Origin of the sequence: Carboxylicivirga fragile, from assembly GCF_050589805.1 — a bacterium.
GTDB lineage: Bacteria > Bacteroidota > Bacteroidia > Bacteroidales > Marinilabiliaceae > Carboxylicivirga > Carboxylicivirga fragile.
This window is the reverse complement of record NZ_JBNGOY010000025.1, coordinates 26765-52905: the sequence shown is the minus strand read 5'-3', so window position 1 is coordinate 52905 and position 26141 is coordinate 26765. Positions and strand designations below refer to the sequence as shown.

General features: G+C 34.7%; 27 protein-coding genes. 6 read left to right on the top strand and 21 right to left on the bottom strand.

Going from position 1 to position 26141, the window contains the following annotated elements:
• The 6 genes from ACRD7B_RS12495 (at position 1) to ACRD7B_RS12470 (ending at position 6847) form a co-directional block, all read left to right on the top strand.
• Positions 1–996 carry a Gfo/Idh/MocA family protein gene (locus tag ACRD7B_RS12495; RefSeq protein ID WP_430824903.1) on the top strand — a complete coding sequence of 332 codons (996 nt, stop codon included), beginning with the start codon at positions 1–3 and terminating at the stop codon, positions 994–996.
• 324 nt (positions 997–1320) lie between these two features.
• Entirely contained in the window at positions 1321–1893 is a 573-nt protein-coding gene (locus ACRD7B_RS12490) for a SiaB family protein kinase (protein WP_430824902.1), read from the top strand.
• Positions 1894–1904: 11 nt separating this feature from the next.
• Entirely contained in the window at positions 1905–2285 is a 381-nt protein-coding gene (locus ACRD7B_RS12485) for a DUF1987 domain-containing protein (protein ID WP_430824901.1), read from the top strand.
• 22 nt (positions 2286–2307) lie between these two features.
• Positions 2308–5373 carry an ATP-binding cassette domain-containing protein gene (locus ACRD7B_RS12480; protein WP_430824900.1) on the top strand — a complete coding sequence of 1022 codons (3066 nt, stop codon included), beginning with the start codon at positions 2308–2310 and terminating at the stop codon, positions 5371–5373.
• A gap of 55 nt (positions 5374–5428) precedes the next feature.
• Positions 5429–6343, top strand: a complete 915-nt coding sequence (locus ACRD7B_RS12475; protein ID WP_430824899.1) for a hypothetical protein — start codon at positions 5429–5431, stop codon at positions 6341–6343.
• 63 nt (positions 6344–6406) lie between these two features.
• Complete coding sequence (locus ACRD7B_RS12470) at positions 6407–6847, top strand: hypothetical protein (protein WP_430824898.1); 441 nt, start codon at positions 6407–6409, stop codon at positions 6845–6847.
• Positions 6848–6883: 36 nt separating this feature from the next.
• Here ACRD7B_RS12470 and ACRD7B_RS12465 read toward each other — a convergent pair whose 3' ends face one another.
• The 21 genes from ACRD7B_RS12465 to ACRD7B_RS12365 form a co-directional block, all read right to left on the bottom strand.
• Entirely contained in the window at positions 6884–7597 is a 714-nt protein-coding gene (locus tag ACRD7B_RS12465) for a lycopene cyclase domain-containing protein (protein WP_430824897.1), read from the bottom strand.
• Complete coding sequence (locus ACRD7B_RS12460) at positions 7587–8054, bottom strand: sterol desaturase family protein (protein ID WP_430824896.1); 468 nt, start codon at positions 8052–8054, stop codon at positions 7587–7589. The genes ACRD7B_RS12465 and ACRD7B_RS12460 overlap by 11 nt, the downstream gene beginning before the upstream one ends.
• Positions 8051–8509 carry a hypothetical protein gene (locus ACRD7B_RS12455; protein WP_430824895.1) on the bottom strand — a complete coding sequence of 153 codons (459 nt, stop codon included), beginning with the start codon at positions 8507–8509 and terminating at the stop codon, positions 8051–8053. The genes ACRD7B_RS12460 and ACRD7B_RS12455 overlap by 4 nt, the downstream gene beginning before the upstream one ends.
• 2 nt (positions 8510–8511) lie before the next feature.
• Positions 8512–9348, bottom strand: a complete 837-nt coding sequence (locus tag ACRD7B_RS12450; protein WP_430824894.1) for a phytoene/squalene synthase family protein — start codon at positions 9346–9348, stop codon at positions 8512–8514.
• 2 nt (positions 9349–9350) lie between these two features.
• Positions 9351–10829, bottom strand: coding sequence for a phytoene desaturase family protein (locus ACRD7B_RS12445; protein ID WP_430824893.1), 1479 nt, complete (start codon positions 10827–10829; stop codon positions 9351–9353).
• A gap of 148 nt (positions 10830–10977) precedes the next feature.
• Entirely contained in the window at positions 10978–13581 is a 2604-nt protein-coding gene (locus ACRD7B_RS12440) for a PAS domain S-box protein (RefSeq protein WP_430824892.1), read from the bottom strand.
• A gap of 20 nt (positions 13582–13601) precedes the next feature.
• The gene (locus ACRD7B_RS12435) at positions 13602–14348 is read right to left on the bottom strand and encodes a hypothetical protein (RefSeq protein WP_430824891.1); all 747 of its coding nucleotides are present in this window, start codon (positions 14346–14348) and stop codon (positions 13602–13604) included.
• 6 nt (positions 14349–14354) lie between these two features.
• The gene (locus ACRD7B_RS12430; RefSeq protein ID WP_430824890.1) at positions 14355–14921 is read right to left on the bottom strand and encodes a chemotaxis protein CheB; all 567 of its coding nucleotides are present in this window, start codon (positions 14919–14921) and stop codon (positions 14355–14357) included.
• A gap of 9 nt (positions 14922–14930) precedes the next feature.
• A complete protein-coding gene (locus tag ACRD7B_RS12425; protein WP_430824889.1) occupies positions 14931–15755 on the bottom strand; it encodes a CheR family methyltransferase in 825 nt (274 codons plus the stop codon).
• A 4-nt stretch (positions 15756–15759) separates the two neighbouring features.
• Entirely contained in the window at positions 15760–16611 is an 852-nt protein-coding gene (locus ACRD7B_RS12420; RefSeq protein WP_430824888.1) for a CheR family methyltransferase, read from the bottom strand.
• Between the two features lie 9 nt (positions 16612–16620).
• Positions 16621–18498: a PAS domain S-box protein gene (locus ACRD7B_RS12415; protein ID WP_430824887.1), complete on the bottom strand. Its 1878-nt coding sequence runs from the start codon at positions 18496–18498 to the stop codon at positions 16621–16623.
• A 44-nt stretch (positions 18499–18542) separates the two neighbouring features.
• Positions 18543–19622, bottom strand: a complete 1080-nt coding sequence (locus ACRD7B_RS12410; RefSeq protein ID WP_430824886.1) for a protein-glutamate methylesterase/protein-glutamine glutaminase — start codon at positions 19620–19622, stop codon at positions 18543–18545.
• Positions 19623–19752: 130 nt separating this feature from the next.
• On the bottom strand, positions 19753–20229 hold the full coding sequence (locus ACRD7B_RS12405; protein ID WP_430824885.1) for a chemotaxis protein CheD: 477 nt from the start codon (positions 20227–20229) through the stop codon (positions 19753–19755).
• An 8-nt stretch (positions 20230–20237) separates the two neighbouring features.
• Complete coding sequence (locus tag ACRD7B_RS12400) at positions 20238–21137, bottom strand: sensor histidine kinase (protein ID WP_430824884.1); 900 nt, start codon at positions 21135–21137, stop codon at positions 20238–20240.
• A 29-nt stretch (positions 21138–21166) separates the two neighbouring features.
• Entirely contained in the window at positions 21167–22036 is an 870-nt protein-coding gene (locus ACRD7B_RS12395; protein ID WP_430824883.1) for a CheR family methyltransferase, read from the bottom strand.
• Position 22037: 1 nt separating this feature from the next.
• Positions 22038–22523: a chemotaxis protein CheW gene (locus tag ACRD7B_RS12390; RefSeq protein ID WP_430824882.1), complete on the bottom strand. Its 486-nt coding sequence runs from the start codon at positions 22521–22523 to the stop codon at positions 22038–22040.
• Positions 22524–22537: 14 nt separating this feature from the next.
• Complete coding sequence (locus ACRD7B_RS12385) at positions 22538–22984, bottom strand: chemotaxis protein CheW (protein WP_430824881.1); 447 nt, start codon at positions 22982–22984, stop codon at positions 22538–22540.
• A 24-nt stretch (positions 22985–23008) separates the two neighbouring features.
• On the bottom strand, positions 23009–25054 hold the full coding sequence (locus tag ACRD7B_RS12380) for a chemotaxis protein CheA (protein ID WP_430824880.1): 2046 nt from the start codon (positions 25052–25054) through the stop codon (positions 23009–23011).
• Positions 25047–25445, bottom strand: a complete 399-nt coding sequence (locus ACRD7B_RS12375; RefSeq protein ID WP_430824879.1) for an Hpt domain-containing protein — start codon at positions 25443–25445, stop codon at positions 25047–25049. Before ACRD7B_RS12375 ends, ACRD7B_RS12380 begins: the two co-directional genes overlap by 8 nt.
• Positions 25442–25807: a response regulator gene (locus ACRD7B_RS12370; protein ID WP_430824878.1), complete on the bottom strand. Its 366-nt coding sequence runs from the start codon at positions 25805–25807 to the stop codon at positions 25442–25444. The genes ACRD7B_RS12375 and ACRD7B_RS12370 overlap by 4 nt, the downstream gene beginning before the upstream one ends.
• Before the next feature lie 21 nt (positions 25808–25828).
• On the bottom strand, positions 25829–26140 hold the full coding sequence (locus ACRD7B_RS12365; RefSeq protein ID WP_430824877.1) for a hypothetical protein: 312 nt from the start codon (positions 26138–26140) through the stop codon (positions 25829–25831).
• Between the last annotated feature and the right edge of the window lies 1 nt (position 26141).

Below are 26141 nucleotides of genomic sequence, written 5' to 3'. Positions count from 1 at the left end.
ATGGAGAAGTTACGTTTGGGGATATTAGGGGTGTCAAATCATTTTATTAAACGAATGGTTTTGCCGATTGGTCAGTTATCAGAGGTTGATATGGTTGCCATTGCTTCTCGTGATATAAATAAGTCCGAATCTGCTGCCAAAGAGTTTGGTATCCGTCGCAGCTATGGCTCTTACGAAGCCTTGCTAAAAGATCCCAATGTGGATGCCGTGTATATACCACTACCTAATCACCTTCATGCGGAATGGATTGAGAAATCACTAAACGCAGGGAAGCACGTTTTGTGTGAAAAACCGCTCTGTATGAATACCGAGGAAGCCAGACGTTTGGTTCAGTTAGCAGACGATAAGGGTAAATATTTAATGGAAGCCTTCATGTATAAATACCATCCTCAATGGCAATTTGTTTATGATCATATACGAACAAATAATATTGGTAAAATCAATTATATCCACACTTCTTTTTCGTACAATAATCAATCAGAAACCAATATTCGAAACATAGTAGAATATGGGGGTGGTGGAATGCGTGATATTGGTTGTTATGCCATTTCAGTTCCGCGTTTCATATTACAGCGCGAGCCTTTAAAAATTAGTTGTCAAATGAGTTATCACCCAAAATTCAAAACAGATGTTATGAGTACCGCTATTTTGGATTTTGATAGCGCAAAGGCAACGTTTCAGATAAGCACAAACTCAGATGCCTTTCAGAAAGTTGATATTGTTGGTACTGCAGGTAGTATTACAGTGAATTTACCATTTAATGCATTTGCCGATGTGCCAGCTGTTGTAACTGTAAATACAGCTATTGGAAAGCGCGAAATTAAGTTTGATATTGTGGATCAATATGGATTAATGGTAAAAGATTTTGCAAGGGCTATTCTGAGAAATGCGGAATTAGCATTTTCGAGTAAAGATGCGGTACTAAATCAAAAAGTATTAGATGCAGCTATAAGTTCGACTAAGAGTGGTCTTTGGCAAAATATCGATGATAACTAAGAACTATAAATAGTTCATCTATGAAAAAATCTCCTTTCCTCCGCCAAATAAGGAGTTTTCGTGCTTTTTTTCAAACTATTCATTTTTTTTCCCGTAAGAGCATTTCTAGGTAGATGTTATAAATTAAATTTCTATCTTGTAATTTAATTCATCGTCTTGCTTTTATTGCTGATTATGAACTTAAATGAGACTAAAACATAATGATTGAAGTAATATTCTCCATATTTTATTGGGGTTCAAATGCTTCTTTTTATTTTTGTGTCCATAAGTGGAACAAAAAGTATGTGGATTAACTGTATTAAAAGTTTAACACACTTATAAACAATGACTAAAATTAACGAAAATCAAGGTTTTCTGGATTTTGCGTACCAGATGTACAAAAGCATGAAAACCAATGAAATCAATTTAGTTTACGAAGGAGAAGTGACTCAGGAAATCACTAAGACTTTCACCTCGTTAACTGAAAAAAGTCTTGCCAAAACGTCAGAGTCAAATTCTGTTCAACGAAAAGTGTTTAATGTAATGGTGGAGTGTCTCCAGAACATTAGTAAACATGCTGATTCGTTAACTGAAGAAGAAGAAAATGAACGCAGAGGCATTGTGATGGTTAGTCACGGAGAAGAAAGTTACAATATCATAACAGGTAATGTGATTAAAAATGAAAAAGTTCCGGATTTAAAAAAGAGTTTGGAACATGTTAATAGTCTTGACAAGAAAGGTCTTTCTGATTTGTATAAACAACAAATGCGCGAAGGCAAAATCTCTGAAAAAGGAGGAGCTGGTCTTGGTTTTATTGACATTGCTAAAAAATCAGGTAGCCGTCTAAATTTCCAGTTTAAGGAGCTAAATGATGAGGTGAGCTTTTTTATTTTAACATCAACTATTAAACGATCTTAAATCTACACTATATGGAACTTATTAACATTAAGGGAACTGACGACACCCCCAATGTAATTCTGGATAAAGACAATGGTCAATTTGAAATCTCTGGACGTTCATTACCAGAAGATGTCAATATGTTTTACGAACCAATTCTTGAATGGATTGATGGGTATTCAGAGTCACCAAATGATAAAACAGTTTTTAACTTTAAGCTGGAATATTTCAATACGGCTTCATCAAAAATTATTCTTGATATTCTTCTAAAATTTGAAGAAATAGTAGAGAATGGAAACGATGTACTTATTAACTGGCATTATCACGAGGAGGAAGAAGACATGTTAGAAGCTGGTGAAGAGTATGCTGACATCGTTGAAATCCAATTTGAATACATCGCATATACCGACTAACAACACCCCCTATTCTTAAAATATGAGTGAAGAAATTCTGAAAGCGCTGATGCAACTGTTTGGCCTAATCGCCAAACAGGATGGTGGAGTAGAAGCTAATGAAACAGAATATGTAAAAACGTTTTTGAAGCAGCAGTTGAGTGCCGAAGCTGTTGAAGAATATTATTCCCTCTTTCTTAAATTCTCTAAAGATTCGAAGCTTGGTAAAGAAGAGCCTGAAGGTAAGGTAAAACTTACCTCCATGAAGGATTCTGTGAAGATTTTAGGAATTTGTAAGAAGATAAATAAGAAGCTAAATAAAGAACAAAAAGTAGTTGTTCTTCTGCGTTTATATGAATTGGTAAATGCTGATCGAAAGTTTACCGAACAGCGAATGGCAATTATTAATACAGTTGCCGATGTGTTTAAATTACCAAAGGAAGAAATAGACGCAATAGAATCCTATACTGTTAATAATGAGTTGGACAAGTTAGATGTTCCTGATGTATTAATTGTAAATGATAAGGATTCTAATTTAGACAAGGCTCTCCATATTAAGACAGGGGCTTTAGATGGAGATGTTATTGTTCTAAGAGTAAAAAGCGCTGGCTTGTATTTTGTGCGTTATACTGGTACTCAGGATCTATTTTTGAATGGACTGCTTATCAACAATCGCCGAATATACCTATTCCCTAAAGGAAGTTTTATCAAATTACCTAAGGGGCAACCAGTTTATTACACCGATGTGGTTGGGCACTTTATGTCTGACTCGTCCGTTTCCCGCATTTCCTACGAAGTTAAAAATGTAAAATTCCAATTTAAATCTGGCGGAATAGGTTTGCGTGATGTAAATATATCCGAAGACCAAGGTAAGTTGATTGGAATAATGGGTGCCAGCGGTGCTGGTAAAACCACATTGCTTAATGTATTGTGCGGTAATGAATCACCAACTGAGGGCGAAGTTTTAATAAACGGCTACAATCTTCATAAGGATCATGATAAAGTGGAAGGTGTTATCGGTTACATTCCTCAGGATGATCTTTTAATCGAAGAGCTTTCGGTTTTTGATAACCTGTATTATAACGCCAAACTTTGCTTTAAGGATAAAAATAAGGAAGAAATTACGGAAATGGTTAATACTACATTAACCAGCCTTGGCTTGTATGAGCGCCGTAATTTAACGGTTGGATCTCCATTAAATAAAATGATTAGTGGAGGACAACGAAAGCGTTTGAATATCGCACTCGAGTTAATTCGTGAACCAGGTGTGCTATTTGTCGATGAACCAACATCAGGCTTATCATCTCGCGATTCGGAAAACGTAATGAATTTACTTCGTGAATTAGCTTTAAAGGGCAAGTTAATCTATGTTGTAATTCACCAACCATCATCAGACATCTATAAGATGTTTGATAAAATGTTTATCCTTGATACTGGTGGCTATCCAGTATTCTATGGTAACCCAAGTGAGTCACTTATTTATTTTAAGCGCTTAGATGCTCAAATCAATAGTGATCAAGGAGAATGTGGAACATGTGGTAACCTTAATCCAGAGTTAATTTTTAATATTATCGATGCAAATGTGATCGATGAATATGGAAATTACACCAATCAACGGAAGACTAAACCCGAAGAATGGCATGAGCATTACAAGGAGAATATTGAATTACCGAAGATTGAACGGGTTGATTCAGCGCCTCCAAAATCATTGAGTATCCCTTCGTGGTTTAACCAATTCAAGATTTACACCACGCGCGATTTCTTTGCAAAAATCAGTAATAAACAATACATCCTACTAAACTTGCTTGAAGCACCTTTATTAGGATTTATACTAGCTTACCTAATTCACTACATTGTAGACCCTGAGTCCAACACCTATATTTTTAGGGAAAATGATAACATTCCGCCATACTTCTTTATGGGGATTATTGTTTCCTTATTTTTTGGCTTAATTGTTAGTGCCGAAGAAATATTTAAGGATGCGAAAATATTAAAAAGAGAGTCATTTTTAAACCTTAGTCGCTCGAGTTATTTAGCGTCAAAGGTATTGTTATTGTTTACCTTATCGGCCATACAAATGTTACTATTTGTTGCAGTGGCCAATTATATATTGGGTATTAAAGGTATGACCTTTGAGTTCTGGCTAGCATTGTTCTCAGTATCAGCTTTTGCTAATATATTAGGTTTAATCTTGTCGGCCTCATTTAACTCCATTGTAACCATCTACATTCTAATTCCTTTAGTAATGATACCTCAGATGGTATTGGGTGGAGCCATGTTTACATTTGATAAGCTTAATAAAGATTTTACCAGTATTGATAAAGTGCCATTTGTTGCTGAGGCGATGCCATCTCGTTATATTTATGAAGGTTTGATGGTGCATCAGTATAAACACAATAATTACAAGAAAAATATTTTTGAAGTTGAGTTACAGCAGAGTGGCTCTGACTTTAAGCAAGTTTATTACATTCCTGAATTACAGGAGATTCTTAACAAGTGCCGTAGCCATTTCCTTAATGTAAATGAGGACAATGCCGAAGCTTTTGAAAATGATTTGGCATTATTACATAACGAAGTTTCTAAAGAACTCAAACGAGTACCGGTAATTGGTTTTGATAATCTTGATCAGTTAAATCCGAAAGATTTTACACCCGAGATTGCTTCCAACCTTGAAGCCTATCTTGAAACGCTTCTTGATCATTATGGAAAGATATTTACGGAAGCAAATTCAAAAATTGATCGTTTTATTTCGTCCAATTTAAAGGGAAATAGAGAAAAATTTAATCGAATTAAAGATGAGTACCATAATGAAAGCATCGAAGATGTTGTTCGTAAAACATTTGATAAGAACAAGATTTTACGCGATGGCGATAAACTGGTACAGGTAGTAGATCCAATATATCAAATTCCAGAGCCAAGTCATTATTTGGATTACCGAGCGCACTTTTTGGCGCCTCAGAAACATTTTGCTGGTCGTTATTTCGACACTTTGTGGTTCAATATTTCTGTTGTTTGGTTGTTGACACTACTTATGTATCTGGTGCTATATTTCGATTTGCTGAAGAAATCACTAGACTTCTTAGGTGAATTAAAACTGTTTAAAAAGTAACCTTTTATAGTATTCAATAGTATAATCTGTTTAATTGGAATCAAAAATTACAAATATGTTTAAGAAAATCAATTACTTAACCCTAATACTTGCGAGTCTTTATTTATTATCTGCATGTACAGGATCTGCTAAAAAAGGATCTTCATCTGATGAATTAACATTTAATGATTCATTGGCAAACAACGCTCCTTTAGAGCTTTCTGAAGAAGTAATGAGTGATGTTATTCAGAATATTTCGTCGCCTGTTGAAATGGCTTCATTAATTAAGTCAACAGGAGTTGATTTCTCACAAAAGATTTTGAATAGTTCGGAGCAAATTGATGCTTATAATACAAGTTATAAACGTGCATTGAACTTAGGTGTTTATAGTGCTGACCTAGGTTACATTAATATTTACGACAAAAATACAATTGTTGTATCTTACTTAGTTGCAATTAAGTCCTTAGCCGAAGGTATTAAAGTTGGACAATTCTTCGATTTTAATTCGTTGAAACGTTTGGCTACTAATAGTAATAATTTGGATTCATTAATGCAGATTTCGATTTCCAGTTTCAATAAAATGGATTCATACTTACGTAATCAAAAGCGTAGTAATGTATCATCTTTAATTGTAACTGGTGCTTGGGTCGAAGGATTATACATTTCGAGTAAAGTAATTGAGCAGACCAATGATGAAGATTTGATCAATAGAATTGCTGAGCAAAAGGATATTATTAATATTTTAGAGATTATTCTGAATAATTACGATGCTGATCCTGATTTTGCTGAATTGGCTGGTCGTATTGGAAAATTAAAAGAGGCATATAAAGATATTAAGATCACCACCGAATTTACTGAGCCGAAAACAATTGAAAAAGATGGTAAATTAATCATTGTACAGGATGAGGTAAGTCACATTGAAATTACTCCAGAACAATTGGCTGGTATTATTGCTGAAATTTATTCTTTACGCGATTACATTGTGTCTTAGGTTTGAGTATATTATAAAAATCTTATTTTTGCCTCATAATCCAAACACTTAAAAATAAAACCAATGAAGAAGTCACTATATAGTTTATTATTTCTTTTAACTATGTTTTCAGTTTCGAGTTATGCTCAGTGTGGGGATGACTTATTAAAAGCTGCAATAAAAGAAATGGGCAGCAGCCAGTATATTAAAGATTTTACTGCAGAATTAGTAAAAGAGAGTAAAGACGGAAAAACCGGGTATATCAAATTCTCATTTGTTATGCAAAGTAATAGTCAGTATAAATTTAACGTCGTCAATGGAGCATCCAATGCCGATAAGATTATTTTACAGCTAAAGGATAAAGATAATACGCGTGTTTTAGCAAGTAATTTATACAATGGAAAAACGTACGACGAGTTTAGTTATGTTTGTCGAAAAGCTGGAGTTTACAACTTAGTTTTTTCATTTAAAGGTGGTGGTGAAGGCTGTGCAAAAGCAGTTTTATCTTTAGAGAAGCAGTTATAGTTTCAAATGAAACTTAAAAATATATAAGGCTACTGATTATTCAGTAGCCTTTTTTTTGTTTGTCCATTTAAGTTTAAAAAACTGATACAATTCTATATTTAGAAGAACCAACAAGAAACCATAAATGCTATCCTCTGCAGGTATTGTTCCTATCCTCAAATTCATGTTTTCTTGGTGGTTATACCAAACGATTGGCGATTCAATAATTGATCCGGTTAAAATACCATTACTCATAAAAAAGAAAGGAAGGACGAATATATATGACAGATATACGTAAGAAAGATCTGCTCCTTTCCACAAGAAGAATAAGAGGATAACAGCTGTTATTAAGAAAGTTATTGAAGTGTACCACTTATTGATATGCACTATGCCGAATGTAAGTAGTAAAACGATAAAAAATAGACTCAAGTATTTTTGAAACACGGTGATTGGATTGCGCTTGATAAGGTATGATATTGCAAACCATGTGAAAACACAGGCATAAGGTATAGAGATAAAGAACAGCACTTCTTCAAGAGGTAAGTTAAAAATATAAATACCAGTTAAATAATCCGGATTAAATCCCCAAATACCAGCGTCGGTAAAGATGATATCCCAGATAATAAATAGAAGAGAAACGATGAGATTTGCAGGAAAGTAATAACGCCACTCCTTGAAAAATGGTCTTGGGCGATAAAAGCTTGCAATTAATGGCACACTTATACAGGCCAAATCTATTATTAAATAGGTGTAATGCTGATTAAAGGGCATTTGAAAAAGTATCTGTCATGTTTTTTGCTTCGTCCATAAATCGCTTTGGTACGTACAACATACCAAAACACTTTCCTCCTTTATGATGACTTTTATGAGCCAGATGTAAACCGATTAAATAGCGGTGCTGCGCTTTTTTTAACCATGGAAAGCGATGATGAATAAACACATCATGCACTAAGAAATACGCCATCCCATAAAAGAAAATGCCTAAGCCAATGAAGAACTTGAAATTAATAGTGGGATTTACGCCAAAGTAAAACAAAAGAATACTTGGTATGGCAAATATTATAAAAAACGCATCATTCTTCTCAAAGGTTGTTACCTTACTTAAGTCATGATGGTCGGCATGTAAAACCCATAAAAAGCCATGCATTACATATTTATGCGTAAACCACGTAACAGCCTCCATGGCCAAAAATGTTAAAACTGTTACGACAATGTAAAATAGTATCATGGTTCAACTTTTTTGGTATACTTATCTATGTTTATTAGAATCAATTGAGAATAATCAATAGGAATGTTGGTGGATTGAATATTCGTATGAATAAAAGCAGCATCAGATTCCATATTATTTTTATAACCTAGAAAACCAGGAAGTTGGCTCTGCACCATTATTCGTACGTAGCGAGCTTCTATGTTATTGGGATTTTTCTTTATATACTCTTCAAGGATGTGCTTACCTTGATTAAAGAATTTAAGTTTTGAAAAAGGCGAACTTACATACTCCGCTTTCTGCATAATTGCGGATGCTTTATATGGCACTAATTGTGTGTTATCTATGTAATCAATGCTCTCTAAAAACTGCTCCAGAGCTTCTTCTGATTTAAGCTGATGATAAGCCATGCGAATACTATCAAGAGGATTATCATACGATGATAACAACAGTAGAGTCAGTAATATAACCTTCATAATTACAGGATATTAAACTTATAACGAAGGTAAGATTTTAATAATATTTCCATTTTAAGGAAATTATTAATGCGAATGCGTTGACTGAGTATTTTTTTACTATCTGCTTGTTTAAGCTCACGTAACAATCGCATATAGTAGCGATAAGCCAGATAGACACCTAATCTTCCTTCTAAAGGTAAGCGTATTATTCCCTTATAGGCTTCGGCAAAATCAGCTTCAATATCCTTAATAATCTCTTGCTTTGTTCTATTATCTAAATGAGTACTTTTCAAATTCGGGAAATATGAACGACCTAGTTCTTGTGTATCATCTTTAAGATCGCGAAGAAAATTAACCTTTTGAAAAGCAGAGCCCAAGCGCATGGCAAAAGGTTCCAACTTGTCGTATTTGGCATCATCTCCATTTACAAATACTTTTAGGCACATTAGACCAACTACATCTGCGGAGCCATAAATATATTGTGCGTATTCCTTGGCTGTAGTATATTCGGCTTTATACAAGTCCATTCGCATGCTATTCATGAACGATTTTACGAGCTCGTATAATTTGTATTTATGTACTACTTCTTGAAACGAATTTAGTATAGGATTCATACTGATCCGGCGCTCTAAGGCTTTTTCATAGTTTCGTTCAAATTCATCTAGTAATTCTTCTTGGTTATAGGATTGAAAAGAATCAACTATTTCATCTGCACAACGCACAAAACCATATATGGCATAAATAGCTGGCCTTACTGAAGGTGCTAGAAGTGTTATTGCCTTTGAAAAAGATGTGCTGTAAGTTTTTGTTACTAACCGACTGCAACTGTAACTAGATGTGTCAAATAACTGTTTCATAATTAATGGTATTTATTAATTAATGTACTTACTACCTTGCCCGAAATTAAAGATGGTGGTACGCCTGGACCAGGTACTGTTAATTGCCCCGTGAAATAGAGGTTCTTTACTTTTTTACTCTTTAACTTAGGTCTTAACACATGTGTCTGGGTTAATGTGTTTGCTAAACCATAAGCATTGCCTTTATAAGAGTTATAGTCTGAAACAAAATCATTTATACAATACGATTCTTTAAATAGAACATGAGATCGTATGTTTTGTTTAGTCCTTTTTTCCAGTCGAGATAAAATTATTTCGAAGTACTGGTCACGTATAACTTGCGTATCTTCTATTCCTGGTGCTAATGGAATAAGAAAGATACCTGCTTCCTTTTCTAAGGGTGCGCACGTATCATCTGTTTTACTTGGGAAGCTTGCATAAAACAAGGGTTCCGAAGGCCACTCCTTGGTATCGTAAATACTTTCAGCATGTGCTTCAAAGTCAACATCAAAAAACAAAGTGTGATGATCAACATTGTCAATTTTTTTGTCAAAACCAACATAGAATAGTAGTGAAGAAGGAGCAAAGGTTTTTTTACCCCAATATGCCTCAGAATATTGTCTCAGTTCATTAGGTAATAATTTCTCGGTATGGTGATAGTCTGCCCCGCTTAATAAAATATCGCACTCAATATTTTCATGTTTGCTTGTAACCGATTTGACTTGTTTATCATGAATATTAATACTTTGTACGGGACTATTGTATTTAAACTTCACACCCAAATCAATGGCCAATGAATGAATTGCCTGAGCAACTTCAAACATACCACCCTTTGGGTGCCAGGTACCTAAGTTGAAATCGGCATGATTCATAAAATTGTAAAACGACGGTGTTGTTGACGGTTTGGCTCCAAGAAATAAAACTGGAAATTCAAGAATTTTTTTAAGTTTATTGTTTTTAAACTGTCGTCCAACCTGCTTTTTTATAGTATCAACAAAAGCTGAAAGTTTGGTTATTGTGGTTGGTGTTATAATTTCAGATAAACTTTCGCCAGGTTTATAAACCAAGTCTTTTACCGCGATGTTATAATTATCTTCTGCTACTTTTAAAAACTTGGCTAATTGCTTTGAACTTCCTTTCTCATTACTCTCAAAGGTTTTGAAGATGTCATTAATGTTATCAGCAATACTTATCTGTGAATCATCTTCGAAATAAACAGTATAGGCTGGATTAAGCTTTTCTAGTTGATAAAAATCGCTAACCGATCGCTTAAAATCACTAAAGAATTTTTCAAAAACATCCGGCATCCAATAAAAGGTAGGCCCCATATCAAACGTAAATCCGTCTTTCTTCAGTTGTCGAGCTCTTCCTCCTGAGTATTCATTTTTTTCAACCACGGTAACATCAAAACCAGCATTTGCAAGGTAACATGCGGCCGAAAGTGATGAAAAACCTGCACCAATAATAACAACCTTTTTAGATAAACTATTTGTTTGCGACATCTTTTGACTAAGAGATTAGTATAAAAGATGAACATTGATTGATGGAAAAGGTTCACAGGTTTGTGGTAGAAATATTTTATAATGAATTGAAAGAAACAAAAACGGCCAGACAAATTAGTCTAGCCGTAGTATTATTATTTGATAATAGTTATAATTCTAAGCCTATTAATAGCACATCATCAACTTGCTTGTAATCTCCCATCCAATCATAGAAATCAGTGGTAAAATGGCGCTCAAAATGAGCCATCGTTTGATTTGGCGCCTCAGTTAAACCTTCTCTAATTCTTTTCGATTGGTATTTACGTCCTTTCGGCCCGCCTGATTGATCGGGTAAACCATCTGAGAAAATAAAGAACTGGTCTCCTTTTTTATATCTAATAACGTTATTCTCAAAGTCTTTCTCAACTTTCTTAAGAAGCGGTTTGCCACCTATACCTTTTCGCGATCCTTTATATATCTGAAGCTCTCCTTCGGATAGGTAATACATTGGATTATGAGCACCGGCAAACTGTAACTCATCTGAGTCAAGATCAATTTTAGCCAAAGCCAGATCCATTCCATCGCGGCCATTAGCTCCTTCCTGATCTTGTCTTAAAGTTCGTCGAACTTCGAGATGCAAGCTATCAAGTAGTTCAGCAGCTGTCATTTTATTGGATGAACTTACAATGTTATTCATTAAGAAATAACCAATGAATGAAAGCAATGCTCCCGGAACCCCATGCCCCGTACAATCGACGGCCGCTATGTAGAAGTAATTGTCCTTTTTGAACATCCAAGGGAAATCACCACTAACCACATCTTTTGGTCGGTAAAAGATGAATGAACGCGGATAATATTGCTGCAATAAATTAGTATCAGGCAATATGGCTGTTTGAATTCGTTGAGCGTAATTAATACTATCTGATATCTTTTTGTTCTTCTCCTTTATTTCTTGTTCAATCTTTTTGAATTCGGTCATGTCGTGAGCCACAAAAAGAATTGATTCCAGATCCTTATCTTCATTGAATTCTGGGATGGCTTTGATTTCCATAATTCTGATACCATCTTCGGTTTCAATCTCTACCTCAGAAATAAGCTGTTCTAAACCCTTACGAATTTCCTTTAGGGAACTCATCATGTATTCCTTAAAGTTCTCGTCAATGTCTAATTCATTAACACGTTTTTTGACTAGTTCTGAGCCGGCTTGCTTAATAAATGAAGTAACTTGTGGATTGACGTATACTAATTTACCACCTGTATTAATTCGAATAATCATATCCGGCGAATTCTCAGATAATGATTGCATTCGACTCTTCATACGTTCTTCCTTTTCAGCACGTTTACGTTCGGTAATATCCTGTGTGTTGAAAATAATTCCCTTTATGGCAGGATCATGTAACAAGTTTTTACCCTTTGTTTCAAGGAAAAGTTTCTGCCCACTTTTCTTTAGGTAGGTATATTGTGCTGATTGTTCTCCACCCGGTGTTTCAAGCAAATACTTAAATAAATTATTAATGGTTTTATAGCCACGTGGTGTCAATAAATCAGGATCCATACCAGATATCTTATCTTCGGGACTATAGCCAAGAATTTGTTTAACGGATGGACTTTCAAATACTAATTGTTGATTTTCATTATAAATTGAGATAAACTCTGAAGCATTGGTTAATAGCGCCTCAAGCCTTTGTTGCGCATGTTCAACCTCTTGAATTTGACTTTCTAATAGTTTGTTGGATTTTTCTAAGTCGTCTTGAGCCTCTAACATTTCAGCAGCACTTTGCTGAAGTTGCTTTTCATTCTTCTTTAGTGTAACCGTCATCTCCTGCGATTCCTTAAGAAGTGTTTCTGTTTTTTGATTAATCTTTAAATTATAGATAGTACGCCCAACAATACTACTAAGTTCTTCTGCAAACTCAAGTATATGAGCCGGCAATGCATCTTTTAAAAATGCTATTTCAAATATACCTTGCAATTCTTTCTCTTGCAGTAGAGGTACAATAATTAAACTTTTCGGTTTTCTATCTCCTAGAAGTCCTGATGTAATGTTGAAATAATCATCAGGTAATTCGGTTCGGTAGATCATCGCTTTTTCATATGCAACTTCTCCAATTAGTCCTTTACCTATCGGTATTCTCTGCTTCTCAAAGCGTTTACGATTGTAGGCATATGTTGATATATTAACCAATTCCTTACCTTCAAGTAAAAATAAACTACCCTGTATTCCTCCCGAATAGTTAATAATTCCTCTTAATACTTCGTCGGCTAAATCATCAACTCTATTGTGCGACCTTAGAATATCTGAAATAGTTTCTTTACCCCTTGCAATCCAGTTATATATTTCTTCTTTTTCTTTTGTTTGCTTTAGATTTTCGCCCAGATTAACTAATGTTTCAGATAGTTTTCCTTCCGTATGATTTACATTATCTAAATCCCCTTGTCCTATTTTCTCGGCAAGGTCAATACTCAGGTTTATTTTACTTTGTAATTGTCGAATCTCCTCTTTTAGTTTGAGGCTATTCGTTTTATTGTAGTTAATTATGAATAAAACAATAAGAGGTACCAAGAATACAAGTAAATCAATAAACCATACTAAAATAGAACGGTGAATACGTATTATATTCTCAAAAGAAAAATACGAATTTGTTAAGGATAAAAAACCAGACCAAATAAGAAATAGCAACATCAACAGACCTATTGAAAGAACATACCAATCGCGTTCTTTAATAGCCGTTACAGTTAATAGTCGTTTAAGTTTTTTCGATAATCTTGCCATATATATAATAATTCAACAGATTATTTGTTCTTGTTTTCAGCCGATTCAAGGTATTTATTCCACATATCGTGAATACCTATTTTTTTGAATGAAGCTATTTCTATCAACCAAGCTTTACCATTTTCCATTTGGTACGGTAATATATAAATATAAGCTGGCTTTGCCTTACCTGTGCCTGAGTTTGCTTCAAAATATTCTTCGGGAATCTCACTTATTTCAGTAGCTATATTCTCTGCAATTGATTGACCATGCAAACCTTCTCCTTGTTTAATCGGCTCAACCTTCCAATCGTCATCAACTCCAAAAGTTGAATTAGCTTGAAATGAAGTGCTGTCATCATTTTTTTCATAAACAATGCCGGCAATTAATTCAAATTGATCGCCAATGAGTTTTAATATAGCATTACCTACATTTTCTGTTTCAGAAATACTTAGTTGATTCAGAGCTGATAAAAACTGTTCTTCCTTTGATTGATAATTTTGAGTATTTGTTTTCTCTAACTCTAAAGCCTCAATTTTTCTTTTTAGTTCTTTGTTCTCACCTAATAATTTATCTCGTTGAGCGCATTGTTTTTCGCATTCCGTATCACCTGTTCGTGTATCGAAATTTTTAACGGCAAAATAAGTTAAGCCTAATACTAAAAGTAAGGATACAATTTCGAAGGTATAGTAAAACGGTGGAAATACCGTTGGAACAAAAATGTACTTCGCCAATGCCGTTACAAGAATAAGGCTTCCCAATAAATAGATATAGCTATATTTTTTCATCCGTATTTAGGCTAGGTTATTTAAAAAACTAAGTATCTCATCTGGAGAAGAAACTTTGTTAGGTTTCATTATTCTCAGCGCATTCTTGGGCATAGTATCAATATCGCATGTGGAAGGATCTTGGACTATTGTATAACCTTTTTTGTCTGCAATGTCTTTCATGCCCTTTGCGCCATCTTTATTAGCACCAGTTAGCAATATACCGACTAGTTTCGCCCTAAAAAAGAAAGCTGCCGAAGACAAGGTATGGTCAATTGACGGGCGACTATGGTTTAAAGGTTCTTCGGTAGACAGTGAAAAAGTGCCATCATGTTCGATAAACATATGATAGTTAGAAGGTGCCAGGTATACATTACCAGCCACAATTTTTTCCTTGTCATTTGGCTCTATCACTTTTAAGTTTGATTTTAAACTAATGCCTTCAACCAGTCCTGATCTAACGTGTTTTAAACGGTGCAGGCTAAGAATGATAGGAAGAGGAAAATTACTGTCCAGTTTAGATAATAAGCGACTAACAACAGAAAAACTCCCTGCTGAACCACCAATTACTACTGCCTTATATTGCCCCTTCATGTGATATATTTAGTCTGTTAATACTTTAAATTTTTGATAAATTTTTTCTTTCACATCAATACATTCGAAGCGAGATGAAAATGGAGATGGAAGTACTTCTTTAACACCTACACATAATAATCCACCCGGCTTGAGCTTTTGATCAACGTAATCTTTAAGTGTGTTATGAAAGTCTTTTTTGTAATACAACATTACATTTCTAAATAGGATTAAATCCATCCTTTCCTGAGGTGCAGTATTCAGAAAATAGCCATGTACGAAGTTTACGTTCTTCAGCAGATCATTACTTAATTGAAACCCGCCTTCAATTTCTGAAATGTAATTGTCAAATGATGCTGTGCCCTCAAAACGCTTGTAATTAAAAGAGTTGGTGTCTAATTTTCGGGTGCCAACAATCCCATTTTCAATATCTTTAAGAATCGATTTTGAGTTATGGTTTATCCAAACGTTCATCTTATCGGATAAGCCATTTTCTTTCGCTAAAATTAAAAGCGTATATAATTCTTCTCCAGTCGACACATCCGGTATCCAAACATTAATAGTGTCGTTATATGATGTTTCATTAAAGTGTTGTCGCAAAGTACGCCATAGTCTAGCATCCCTAAACATCTCACTTACCGGCACAGTCATATGGCGAGAAAATTCTTCTTTTTGCTCGTCGTTGTTAATTGCCTCGAGCAATTGTTCATGTTTCCTAATACCAAGCTTTTCGGTTGCGTATAACAATCGACGTTTTAAAAACGATTGACTCCATTCATTAAATGGAATGCCCATTTTATTAGTCAACTCTTCAGCTGCACCTCTAAGCTCTCGTATGCTATAGTTTACCGCCATTTGACTAATATTTGAAATGAAAGGCAGTATTTTTTACAAATACTGGCCCGTTTTTTATAAACTTGGTTTTATAAAAACCAGATAAAACTTCATGATTACCTAAAAGAAGGAAGCTACCTGGATACATTTGCTCATAAAACAATTTAAATATCTTGGATTGAAGTTTGCTATTAAAGTAGATCAATACATTTCGACAGAAAACAATATCGAATTTATTGAAAAAGGGCACTTCTTCCTGTACTAAATCGTGCTTGATAAACTGAGGAACTTTACGAAGAAAAGCTTTTACAGTCATTGTATCCTTGTCCTCATCAATATCAAAATATTTGCTAAAATCGATTTTAGAAATACCATTAATCGGTTTTTTAGCAAGCGTTGAATTGAAATCATCGAGGTACCTATAGTTGAAGCGATAATTGTATTGACCATTTTTGGACATGGTCACCATACGTGTGTTAATATCTGTAGCGTAAACTCTCGCTTTATCTAATAGGCCTAACTCATTTAATAATATTAGGTTTGAATAGACTTCCATTCCAGAGCTGCAACCAGCATGCCAAATATTAATGAATTTTTTGCTCTTTATTGAAGGGTATATTTTTTCATAAAAAGCACTCCATATATGTGTATCTCGAAATAATTCGGTTGTGTTTACCGTAATCTCTTCAACAACTTTTTCGACAAAGGCACTATCCGATTTTGTTCGTTCTATTAGTTGCTCCATTGAAATATCGTAGTCTTTTAGAATCTTTAAAATTCTACGATGAATAGAATTATCGGAATAATCGCTAAAATCATAAGCCGTATGCTTCTTTAGCTCATGCAAATATTGCTTTAGTTCAATCCCCTCTATCATATCACAACTTTAAAATAACTCTACCTCAACGTTCTGAATGAAGGCTGTTACAGAATGATCCTCTCCAACTTTTGCTTCTGACAATAAGAAAAGTACAGCTTCTTCAGTACCAACTTTATTTTTTATTGGTGCTTCGCGGCGCTCACCTATAATTTTATCTTTATCACTAGATATGAAAGCAGATATGAATTCATCGTTCTTTTGGGTTTCATCGGAGAATAACATTGAGGCATGTTGGCCTAGTACTTCCGATCTATCATAGCCCCAAAGTTTTTCAGCAGCAACGTTAAAGAATTCGAGTATACCATCTTTATTAGTAGTAATAATGGCATCCAAGGCACCTTCAAGTGTTTTCTCATTCCTGATTTTAACCGCTTCAATTTCCTTAAATTGTTCTGTTACTTCTTTCTTGGCTTCATCAAGCATTACGCCCAGTTCATCTTTACTGTGCTTAAGCTCTTCTTCCATTTTAACTTGTTCCGTAATGTCATTCTCAAGGCTTAGAATCTTAATAATCTCACCTTCATGATCAATTACCGGAGTGTAGGTACTTAATAGGAAAATTTCATCTCCCATTTTAGTCCTGCGCTTAACTCTACCTTTAAAATTATGTCCATTTCGCAGATCAGTTAATATCTGATCAAGTTCAGTAACATCATCTTTAAAGAAGAATATTTTTATATTCTGTCCATCAATTTCTTCAGGATTGTACCTATATGTTCTTAAGAAGTTTTGATTGACATTAATAAGCGTACCATCCACTTCAAATTCGGAGCTAATGGCAGCATGATCAATGGCCTCTAAAATACCTTTCATCTCTACTTCGCGGCGGTCACTTTCTTCTTGAGTAGCCTGCATTTCTTCCAGGTTCTGACGAAGCTCTTCTTCCTGTTGCGACATTCGCTCAGCTTGATTCTGCGTCTCTTTAAGAAGTTTTGTAGTGCGTATGGTATTTTGTACAGATGAAATGGTTAAGGCAATACTTTCAGCCGTTTTTTCAACGAATTCAATCTCATAATCGTCAAACTCTTTGAAGCTGGCCATTTCAAGTACGCCATATATTTCATCGTTCGTTTTTAATGGTACAATTAGAATTGATCGAGGGTTAGCTTCACCTAAACCCGATGTAATATTTAAGTAATCGTTAGGAACATCCGTCATATAGATGGTTTCCATTTCAAGTGCACATCTACCAATTAAGCCCTCTTCCCAATCAATTCGCTTATCGGTAAACTTCTTGCGGTCAAACGCAACACAAGCCGTAAGCTCAAAAAATTTCTCGGTTTTGCTTAAGTTATTTAAGAGATAAAAACCTGCTTGATTAATTTTCATATAATCAACCAGGTAATTGATAATGTTGTAACTTAAATCTTCAAGGTTATCACTTTCTTTTCGCAAGATCTCCCCAAATTGTGCAAGACCCTGGGTTACCCAATTACGTTGTTCTTCTTCAACCCTACGTTGCTCTTCATCTTTTTTACTTTTGATAAGATAATCGCGTAAACGTAATAAGGATTTGGCAAGTGTATCCTTTTCTTCATTTAGCTGCAAAGCTGCTTCAAAATTATCCTGACGAAGGTTATCAACAAAGTCTAAAACTAAGTTACTTCTATGGGCTTCATGTTTCAGGTGTTTGCGCTGCTTTTTGATGACATTATTAAAATTACCTGATATATAGTAACCAATATAGGCTGTCACAAATGGGAATATGGTAAATATCCACAAGGCCGGAAGAATTGGATATAGATCAAATATACTATTTAGCTTGTATGTATCACCTATAATTTGAACGCCTAAAAACAACGCAACTAAATAGATAGTCAGACCAAGTAAGAACCCTCTTAAGGTAAATTTACTTCTTATATTTTTTATATTTCCTTTTCCCATTAGAAAATAGTGTTAAGTTCAATCAATTAAAAATACATGAATTATTATCCTAATTTGGATATTATGTATGGTGCTATTTTTTCAAGCGATAATATTTGATTTGCCGCGTCAAGCTTAATAGCTTCCTTTGGCATTCCGAATACAACCGACGAGGCTTCATCTTGAGCAATAGTATGAGCACCGGACTCTTTCAACTCTAGCAAACCTTTGGCTCCATCATTACCCATACCCGTTAGTATAATAGCGGTTGCATTATTACCGGCATATCTTGCTGCTGACCGGAAAAGTACATCCACCGATGGGCGATGTCGGTTAACAAGTGGCCCTTCTTTTACATCTACCGAATATTCTTTACCAACTCGTTTTAATAACATGTGCTTATTACCTGGAGCAACTAAAACCCGGCCTTGATATAACTTATCACCGTGTTCAGCTTCTTTAACTTCAAGACCACAAATATTATTAAGGCTATTGGCAAAAGATTTGGTAAAGCCCTCAGGCATATGTTGTACGATAGCAATACCAGGCATTTTATCGGGTAATCGCTTCAGAAATTGTCGAATAGCTTCAGTACCTCCCGTTGATGCCCCAAGTACAATTATTTTTTCAGTATCAATAATACGCTTAAATGACGGCGCTTTATCGATCATTACATCCGCAGAATATTTTGGCTTAACGGCAGGCATTGGAGGAGCAGTAGCTATCTTGCGGCGTTTTAGCTTAACATGTGATGCAGCTTTTACGGCATCGCAAAGTAAAATTTTGGATTCATTAATGAATTGAGCGGCATTCATTGCAGGTTTACCAATAATTTCACTTGCGCCATATTCGAGTGCTTTCATGGCTACCTCGGTTCCCTCTGTTGTTAAACTAGAGATAACAACCACAGGAATGGGATGTTGAGACATTATTTTTCGTAGAAATGTCAAACCATCCATTCGGGGCATTTCGATGTCAAGTGTAATAACATCGGGAATTTCTTTCATTATTTTTTTTACTGCAATGATAGGATCTGCAGCAGTACCCATTACTTCAATATCAGGATCTGATTCAAGAATAGATGATAAGCTTTGTCTAACTACAGCCGAATCATCAACAACAAGTACCCGAATCTTTTTTTCCATGCCTCAATTCCTTTTATTTATCGAAAACTATTTCGTTTTCGAGTGTCCTTTGCTTAAAGTGCCAACTTAAGCAATTTCTTTCATTTCTTCTCTACAATAAAGAAACTACTTTGTTACATTTTATGAAGCCTTAATATACTTTTTTTTCTAGAAACTTATGGCGTACCTCGCCTGTATCATTGAAAAATAAAATTTTTCGGCCTCTTTTTCCTCCCGTACTAGATGCTACAATGGGAATGTCTCGCTCTTCAAGCATAAGGCGCGCAACACGTATGTTACGTTCTCCAATGAGCATGGAGTTGCCTGTACTAGCTTCGAGTAATTCGCCACCGCCGAATATTTTAGCTACCAAATTCTTTTTCTCACTGCCTAAATAAAACATGCGTTCAATAATCTTATCGATTGCAATGTTACCATACTTTGGGGAAGCCAAGTCGTTCCCATTCCAGTTAGGAAGCATGTAATGGTTCATACCACCAAATTTTAGCTTCTTATCCCAGATACAGACTGCTACGCAGCTTCCTAATATGGTTTTAATGACGTATGGATCTTTATTGACATGTAAGGAAGAGGGGTAGAGAAAATGTTGTAAATAATTCTTCTCCATATTATTCCTTAAAAAATCTCGTCATCGTCATCAAAGAACACATCATTACCATCACCACTGAAACCTTCAATAATATTTTTGGCTTCCGGCAAATTAACAGTAAAGGTTGATCCTTCTCCTTTTTTACTTTCAATATCTATGTGACCGCCTAATACATCGAGTAATGCTTTGGTAATAGATAATCCTAATCCATGTCCACGGTTAATTGAATTAATACCAGAGTCAAGACGCTTGAATCGTTCGAAAATAATTTTCTGATTCTTTTCTGAGATTCCTGTACCACTGTCTTGAACAGCTATATTTAAAATATCATCATCAACCCATATCTTTACAGTTACTTTACTGTCTTTATAACTGTATTTTAAGGCATTATTAATGAGGTTACTTAAAACAAGCTTTATTTTTTCTGAATCGGTTTTAAAATAAAAGTTTTTACCAAAACCATATTCAACATTAAACTGAAGATCTATATCAATTCCCATTTTTCGTGAGATGATATTAAATGCATCAATTACCGATTGTGCAACACTTCGGATATTAACCTTTGTAATATTTGGCGCTATTTCACCAGCTTCAATTTTTGCTGCAACAAAAATATTCTTTAGCTGAAAATCAAGGTTAAAAGCTTCACTATGGATTAATGCGACCATCGAAACCACCTTTTTCCAATCGTTTTTTTCGACTGAAAGAATAGCTTTAGATAATCCCAATATGGAAGTAAAAGGGTTTACTATTTCGTTAGAAATATTAGAAATAAAGTGACTTTTTAGCGCCTCTGATTCCTTAAGTTTCTTTGTTACTGTTTGAAAGTCTTTGGAAAGCTCTTTCATTTCAGTATCATACTTTTTTCTCTCTTCAAGTCTTAACCTGAGTTCCTTTAAAAGTTGCCTATCCGTTAATTCGCTCATAACTATAATTTTATATTTCCGGACTGTTATTATTCTTTAATAAATATGGTTGGTTTAATGTGCTTAAGCGGCACATTCATACCAGATAATGATTCGGAGTGTCCAATAAAAAAGTACCCCCCGGGTTTTAAATAATTACATAATTTGCTAATCACCTTCTCTTGCGTAGCACGATCAAAATAAATTAAAACGTTACGACAAAAGATCACATCAAAGGTTTCGTTCACATCATATTGCCCATCCATAAGGTTGACATACTTGAGTGATAAAAACGATTGCAGTTCGGGCTTTACCCTTACGGATGGATTTGCCCTATCTTTACTCTTAAGAAAATATTTTTTCTTAAGAGACATGGGCATTAAACCTACCTTATTTTCAGCATATACTCCTTTAGCCGCATTAGATAAAACTCTATTTGAGATATCTGACCCAAGAATGGAAAATCGGAATGTTGGATTTTCAGCCTTGAACTCGTTTAGTACAATTGAAATAGTATAAGGTTCTTCTCCACTTGAGCAGCCAGCACTCCAAACTTTAAGAGCCTCATTGTTTTTAATATACTGAGGTAATATCTGATCTCTTAAAAAATCGAAATGGATTGGCTCACGAAAAAAATCAGTCTTATTAGTTGTAATCACATTCAAAAAGTTAAAGATCTCTTTTTTCTGTCCTTCAGGACTGAAAAAATATTCTTTGTACTCTTTGTACGATAGCATATTAAGTTCACGAATACGTTTAAGTAAACGGCCTTGAAGCATTATGCGTTTTATTGGTGGCATCTTTATGCCAAATTCACTGTAAATGAATTCGCTAAAGGCTAAAAAATCGGCATCTGACAATTCTGCTTTAAAGCATTCCAGTTCCTTTTTATTCGTATTTAAATCTTTATTTTCAAGCATTCTATTCGTTCTCGAAATCGCTCATGATTTTATCAAGAGCAATAATATCTTTCTCATTAAACACCTTATCAGTGTCAAGAATCATCACTAAATTCTCATTTATTTTATACGTGGCATTTATGTAGCCAGGCTTAAAATCATTCTCAATTTTCCGTACTTTCTCAGGGTCAGACTCAAATACATCTGAAACAGCATCTACCAACACACCAATAGAAAATGGGTCACCATTTTCAGATTTATTAACCTCCATTACAACAATACAGGATTGAGGTGTGATAGAAATGTTTCCCATATTAAATTTAGCAGCTGCATCAATTACGGGAATTATTTGATCACGATGATCAATTACTCCTTTAATATACGGCAAACTTTCTGGAACTGATTTCGGTTCCAGATACTCCTTTATTTCAAGTACCTTCTCGACATGAATACCAAAGGTATTTTCTCCTATCGTAAAAGTTAAATATGCGTCGATTTGCTGACTCATTTAATTAGAGTTTATTAGTTTTCAATTTCCTGTACGGTTTCATCTAAATCAATGATGTGAATGAACTCACCATTTTTATGTATCGAACCTTCAAAAGCACTTATCAATCCGGCATTTCCGTGAAATACTGAATCTTGAACATTAATGTCTTCGGTGTCAAAAACCTCTTTAACACTGTCGACAACAATTCCAATTAAGGACTCTGTTTTACCATCATTTGAAACAACAATTATAGATGTGTCTTGAGTGTTTTCAATGTTCTCCATGCCCATCATTACTCGAAAATCGGCAATTGGTATAATATTACCATGTAAATTTATTACGCCCAAAAGATAATCTTTTGTATTAGGCACATGGGTTATATTATCATACTCCAATATATTACGCACCTTTAAAGTATCGAAGGCAAACACTTCTTTGTTGATGTAGAATGATATGATTGATGTAAATTGTTCTTTCATCCCTAAGTTGTTAATACTCAAATATTACTTTTTGTATTTGTTAGTTGCATTATTATGAATTAAACGATTCGTGTCAATAACCATTGAAATAGTACCGTCACCCATTATAGATGCTCCCGAAATGTTCTCTTGTTTTTTTAGGAATCGACCTAAAGCTTTTACCACGGTTTGATACTCACCAATTACCTGATCGACAAGCAAGCCCACTTTTTTATCTTCAAACTTAACTAAGATTAATTGCTCTGTTCCTTTACTGACAGCCTCTTCTTGAAAAGTTTCTCTTAAGTCAATATATGGATATTGATTATCGTCAATGGTAATTACATGACTAAATGTACTACCAAAATTGATATCGTCAATCGCATGGATTTTTTCAATGTTGGCAATAGGTATCACATATTGATTGCTTGCAACTTTAACAAGTAAGCCATCAATAATGGATAATGTCATCGGTAATTCAAGTGTTAAAGTAGTACCTTTACCCATTTCGGAGTCAAGTGATACTTCACCACGTATTTCACCAATTTTCTTCTTAACAACATCCATTCCTACGCCTCGCCCTGAAACATCGGATACCTGATCTTTAGTTGAAAACCCACTAAGGAAAACCAAGTCAAATACTTCTTTTCGGCTTAATTCTGTTTTGTTATCGATCAAACCTTTTTTAATGGCTTTTTCGCGTATGAAATCAGGATCAATGCCTTTACCGTCATCAATTACTTTAACTATAACGCTGGCACCCGAATAATAGGCTTTAAAAATAATGGTTCCCTTTGGCGACTTTCCATTCTTAATTCGTTCATCAGGCATTTCAATACCATGATCAACAGAGTTACGAATGATATGTAACAGTGGATCGGTTAAATGTTCGATAATGTTTTTATCCAATTCGATATCACCACCTTCAATTACAAAGTCGATTTCTTTGTCTAATTCCTTGGAAAGATCTCGAACCAAACGTTGAAAACGCATTAATTCGCTTTGTAAAGGAATCAGACTAATTTCAAATGCATTATCGCGTAACTGGCGAGTAAGCTTTTGTATATTTTCAGCAAGATTAACAATGTCATTCTCACCACTTTTTTCAGCATATAGATTTAGTTGCGCTTGTATAGTAACTAACTCACTTACAAGATTAACTAATTCATCAATCTTTACTGAGCTCACCCTCATGGATGAAATTTTATGCTCTTTTAACTGTGTTCGTTTGCGAGGATCTTTTGGTGCATTATCCTCAGCAGATGAACTTCCTTCCAAAGAATCGAGTTGAGCTTTAGTGATCAGCTTTTGTTCACTAATAGCAGTATCAACTAAATTCTTTAGGTTTGTGTTATTTAATATGTTTGAAGAATTAAGTGGTTCAATCGAGATTTCGCATTCGTCTTCAACAAAAATGAATACATCCTTTATTTCATTAACACTTTCAGACGTATTTAGTATTACTTGCCATTGGCAATAATTACTTATTGGTTGAAATTGATCTAAACCTGGCACCTCTTTAGCGAAAGCCAATACTTGCGCACTACCCATTGCATGAAGATCGTCGAGCAAATAAAATGGATTGGTTCCATTTTTAAGTATATCATCATTAGGTTTGATATGAATCAGAAAACTCTTGGATCCATCTTCTTCAGCTGGTTTACTTTCAGCTACTGCTGATTGTGTTTTAGGAGCTTCAGTATTGACACCTCCTGTATTCGAGACTTTTTCGATGCGTTGAATAAAAGCTAACTGGTGTGCTTTTTCATCTGCATCATCAACATCACCAACTTGTAAAAGGTGTTTGATCTGATCGATTGCCTCGAAGGTTAATGAAATAATATCATTATCAACAGCCAATTTATCGTTCCGAATTAAATCAAATACAGTCTCAAGATGATGTGTAAATTCGCTCAAATGATTAAAGCCAAACATGGCGCCTCCCCCTTTTAGAGAATGCATTGCCCTAAAGATACGCTCAATAATCTCACGATTATTCATGTCATTTTCCAGAAGAAATAAGGCTTCTTCCAGATCATTGATATTGTCGAGCGATTCTTCAACAAATTTTGCTTTAAACTTATCAATCATTGGTTTGTGCGTTTAAACGGTTGATGTTGTTAAAAAAATCTATTAGAGCTTGCCTTTCGTCTTCACTATTCGGCAGGTGATCCTCTTTAGAATTAAGCACTTCTTCAATAAGTGCAACAACATCTTTTGTTTTTTTTATAATAATCTCATTTATTTTACTCTTTCCATGGTCTAAGCTACGGTAAGCTTGTTCTACAGATCGAGATACTTCTGAAAGCGAGTCGAAGCCAAACATTGGACTCGAACCTTTGATGGTATGCATGGTTCTAAAAACCTTTTCAGCAATATCATTTGGAAGCTCTGAGTGATTTGTTTGGTAAAGCTCTTTTTTCAGGAGGCATAAATCATTCGACGTTTCATTGATGAAGATATGTCTAATCCTTTCAATCATCGTAAAACTCGGGTGATGGCACTTAGCAGCTTTGCAGGAACAAATGGTTTAATAATCCATCCTGTTGCACCAGCTTGTTTAGCTTCCATTTTTTTAGATGCTTGAGATTCGGTTGTTAAGAAAAGAATAGGAATATGTTTGTAAGCTTCCATTTCTCTTACTTTTCTGATTAAACCTAAGCCATCCAAATTCGGCATATGAAGGTCGGTTATTACAATGTCAATTGTACGACCGTCAAGGAACTTTAAGGCATCCTCACCGTCTACACCTACTAATACATCGTAACCTTCGTTTTCTAGAGTAAAGTTGACAACTTCGCGAATACTTTCCGAATCATCAACAATAAGAACTGTTTTAGCCATAATCTAATGTTCTATTTTTGATTAATTAAGCACATAATTAAAACCGGAATTAGCGATGAGTGTTACCAGTTCATCTTTAAGTTCGGTTTTGATAATAACTTCTTTTTCTGAAGCTTTAAAAGTGGCCTTAATGGCCAAGAGTAATTGAATAAAAGTGACATCTACACTATCGGGATTTTTGATATTTATCTCTAAATCCTTGTTAGCGCTAACACTTTTTTTCACTTGCTCAGTGATGTTTTCTATATAATTAATAATAAGCTGCCCCGAGAAATTAAGAATATATTTCTCAGGCAACTCTTCATACGATACTGAATATGGTAGATTATCCATA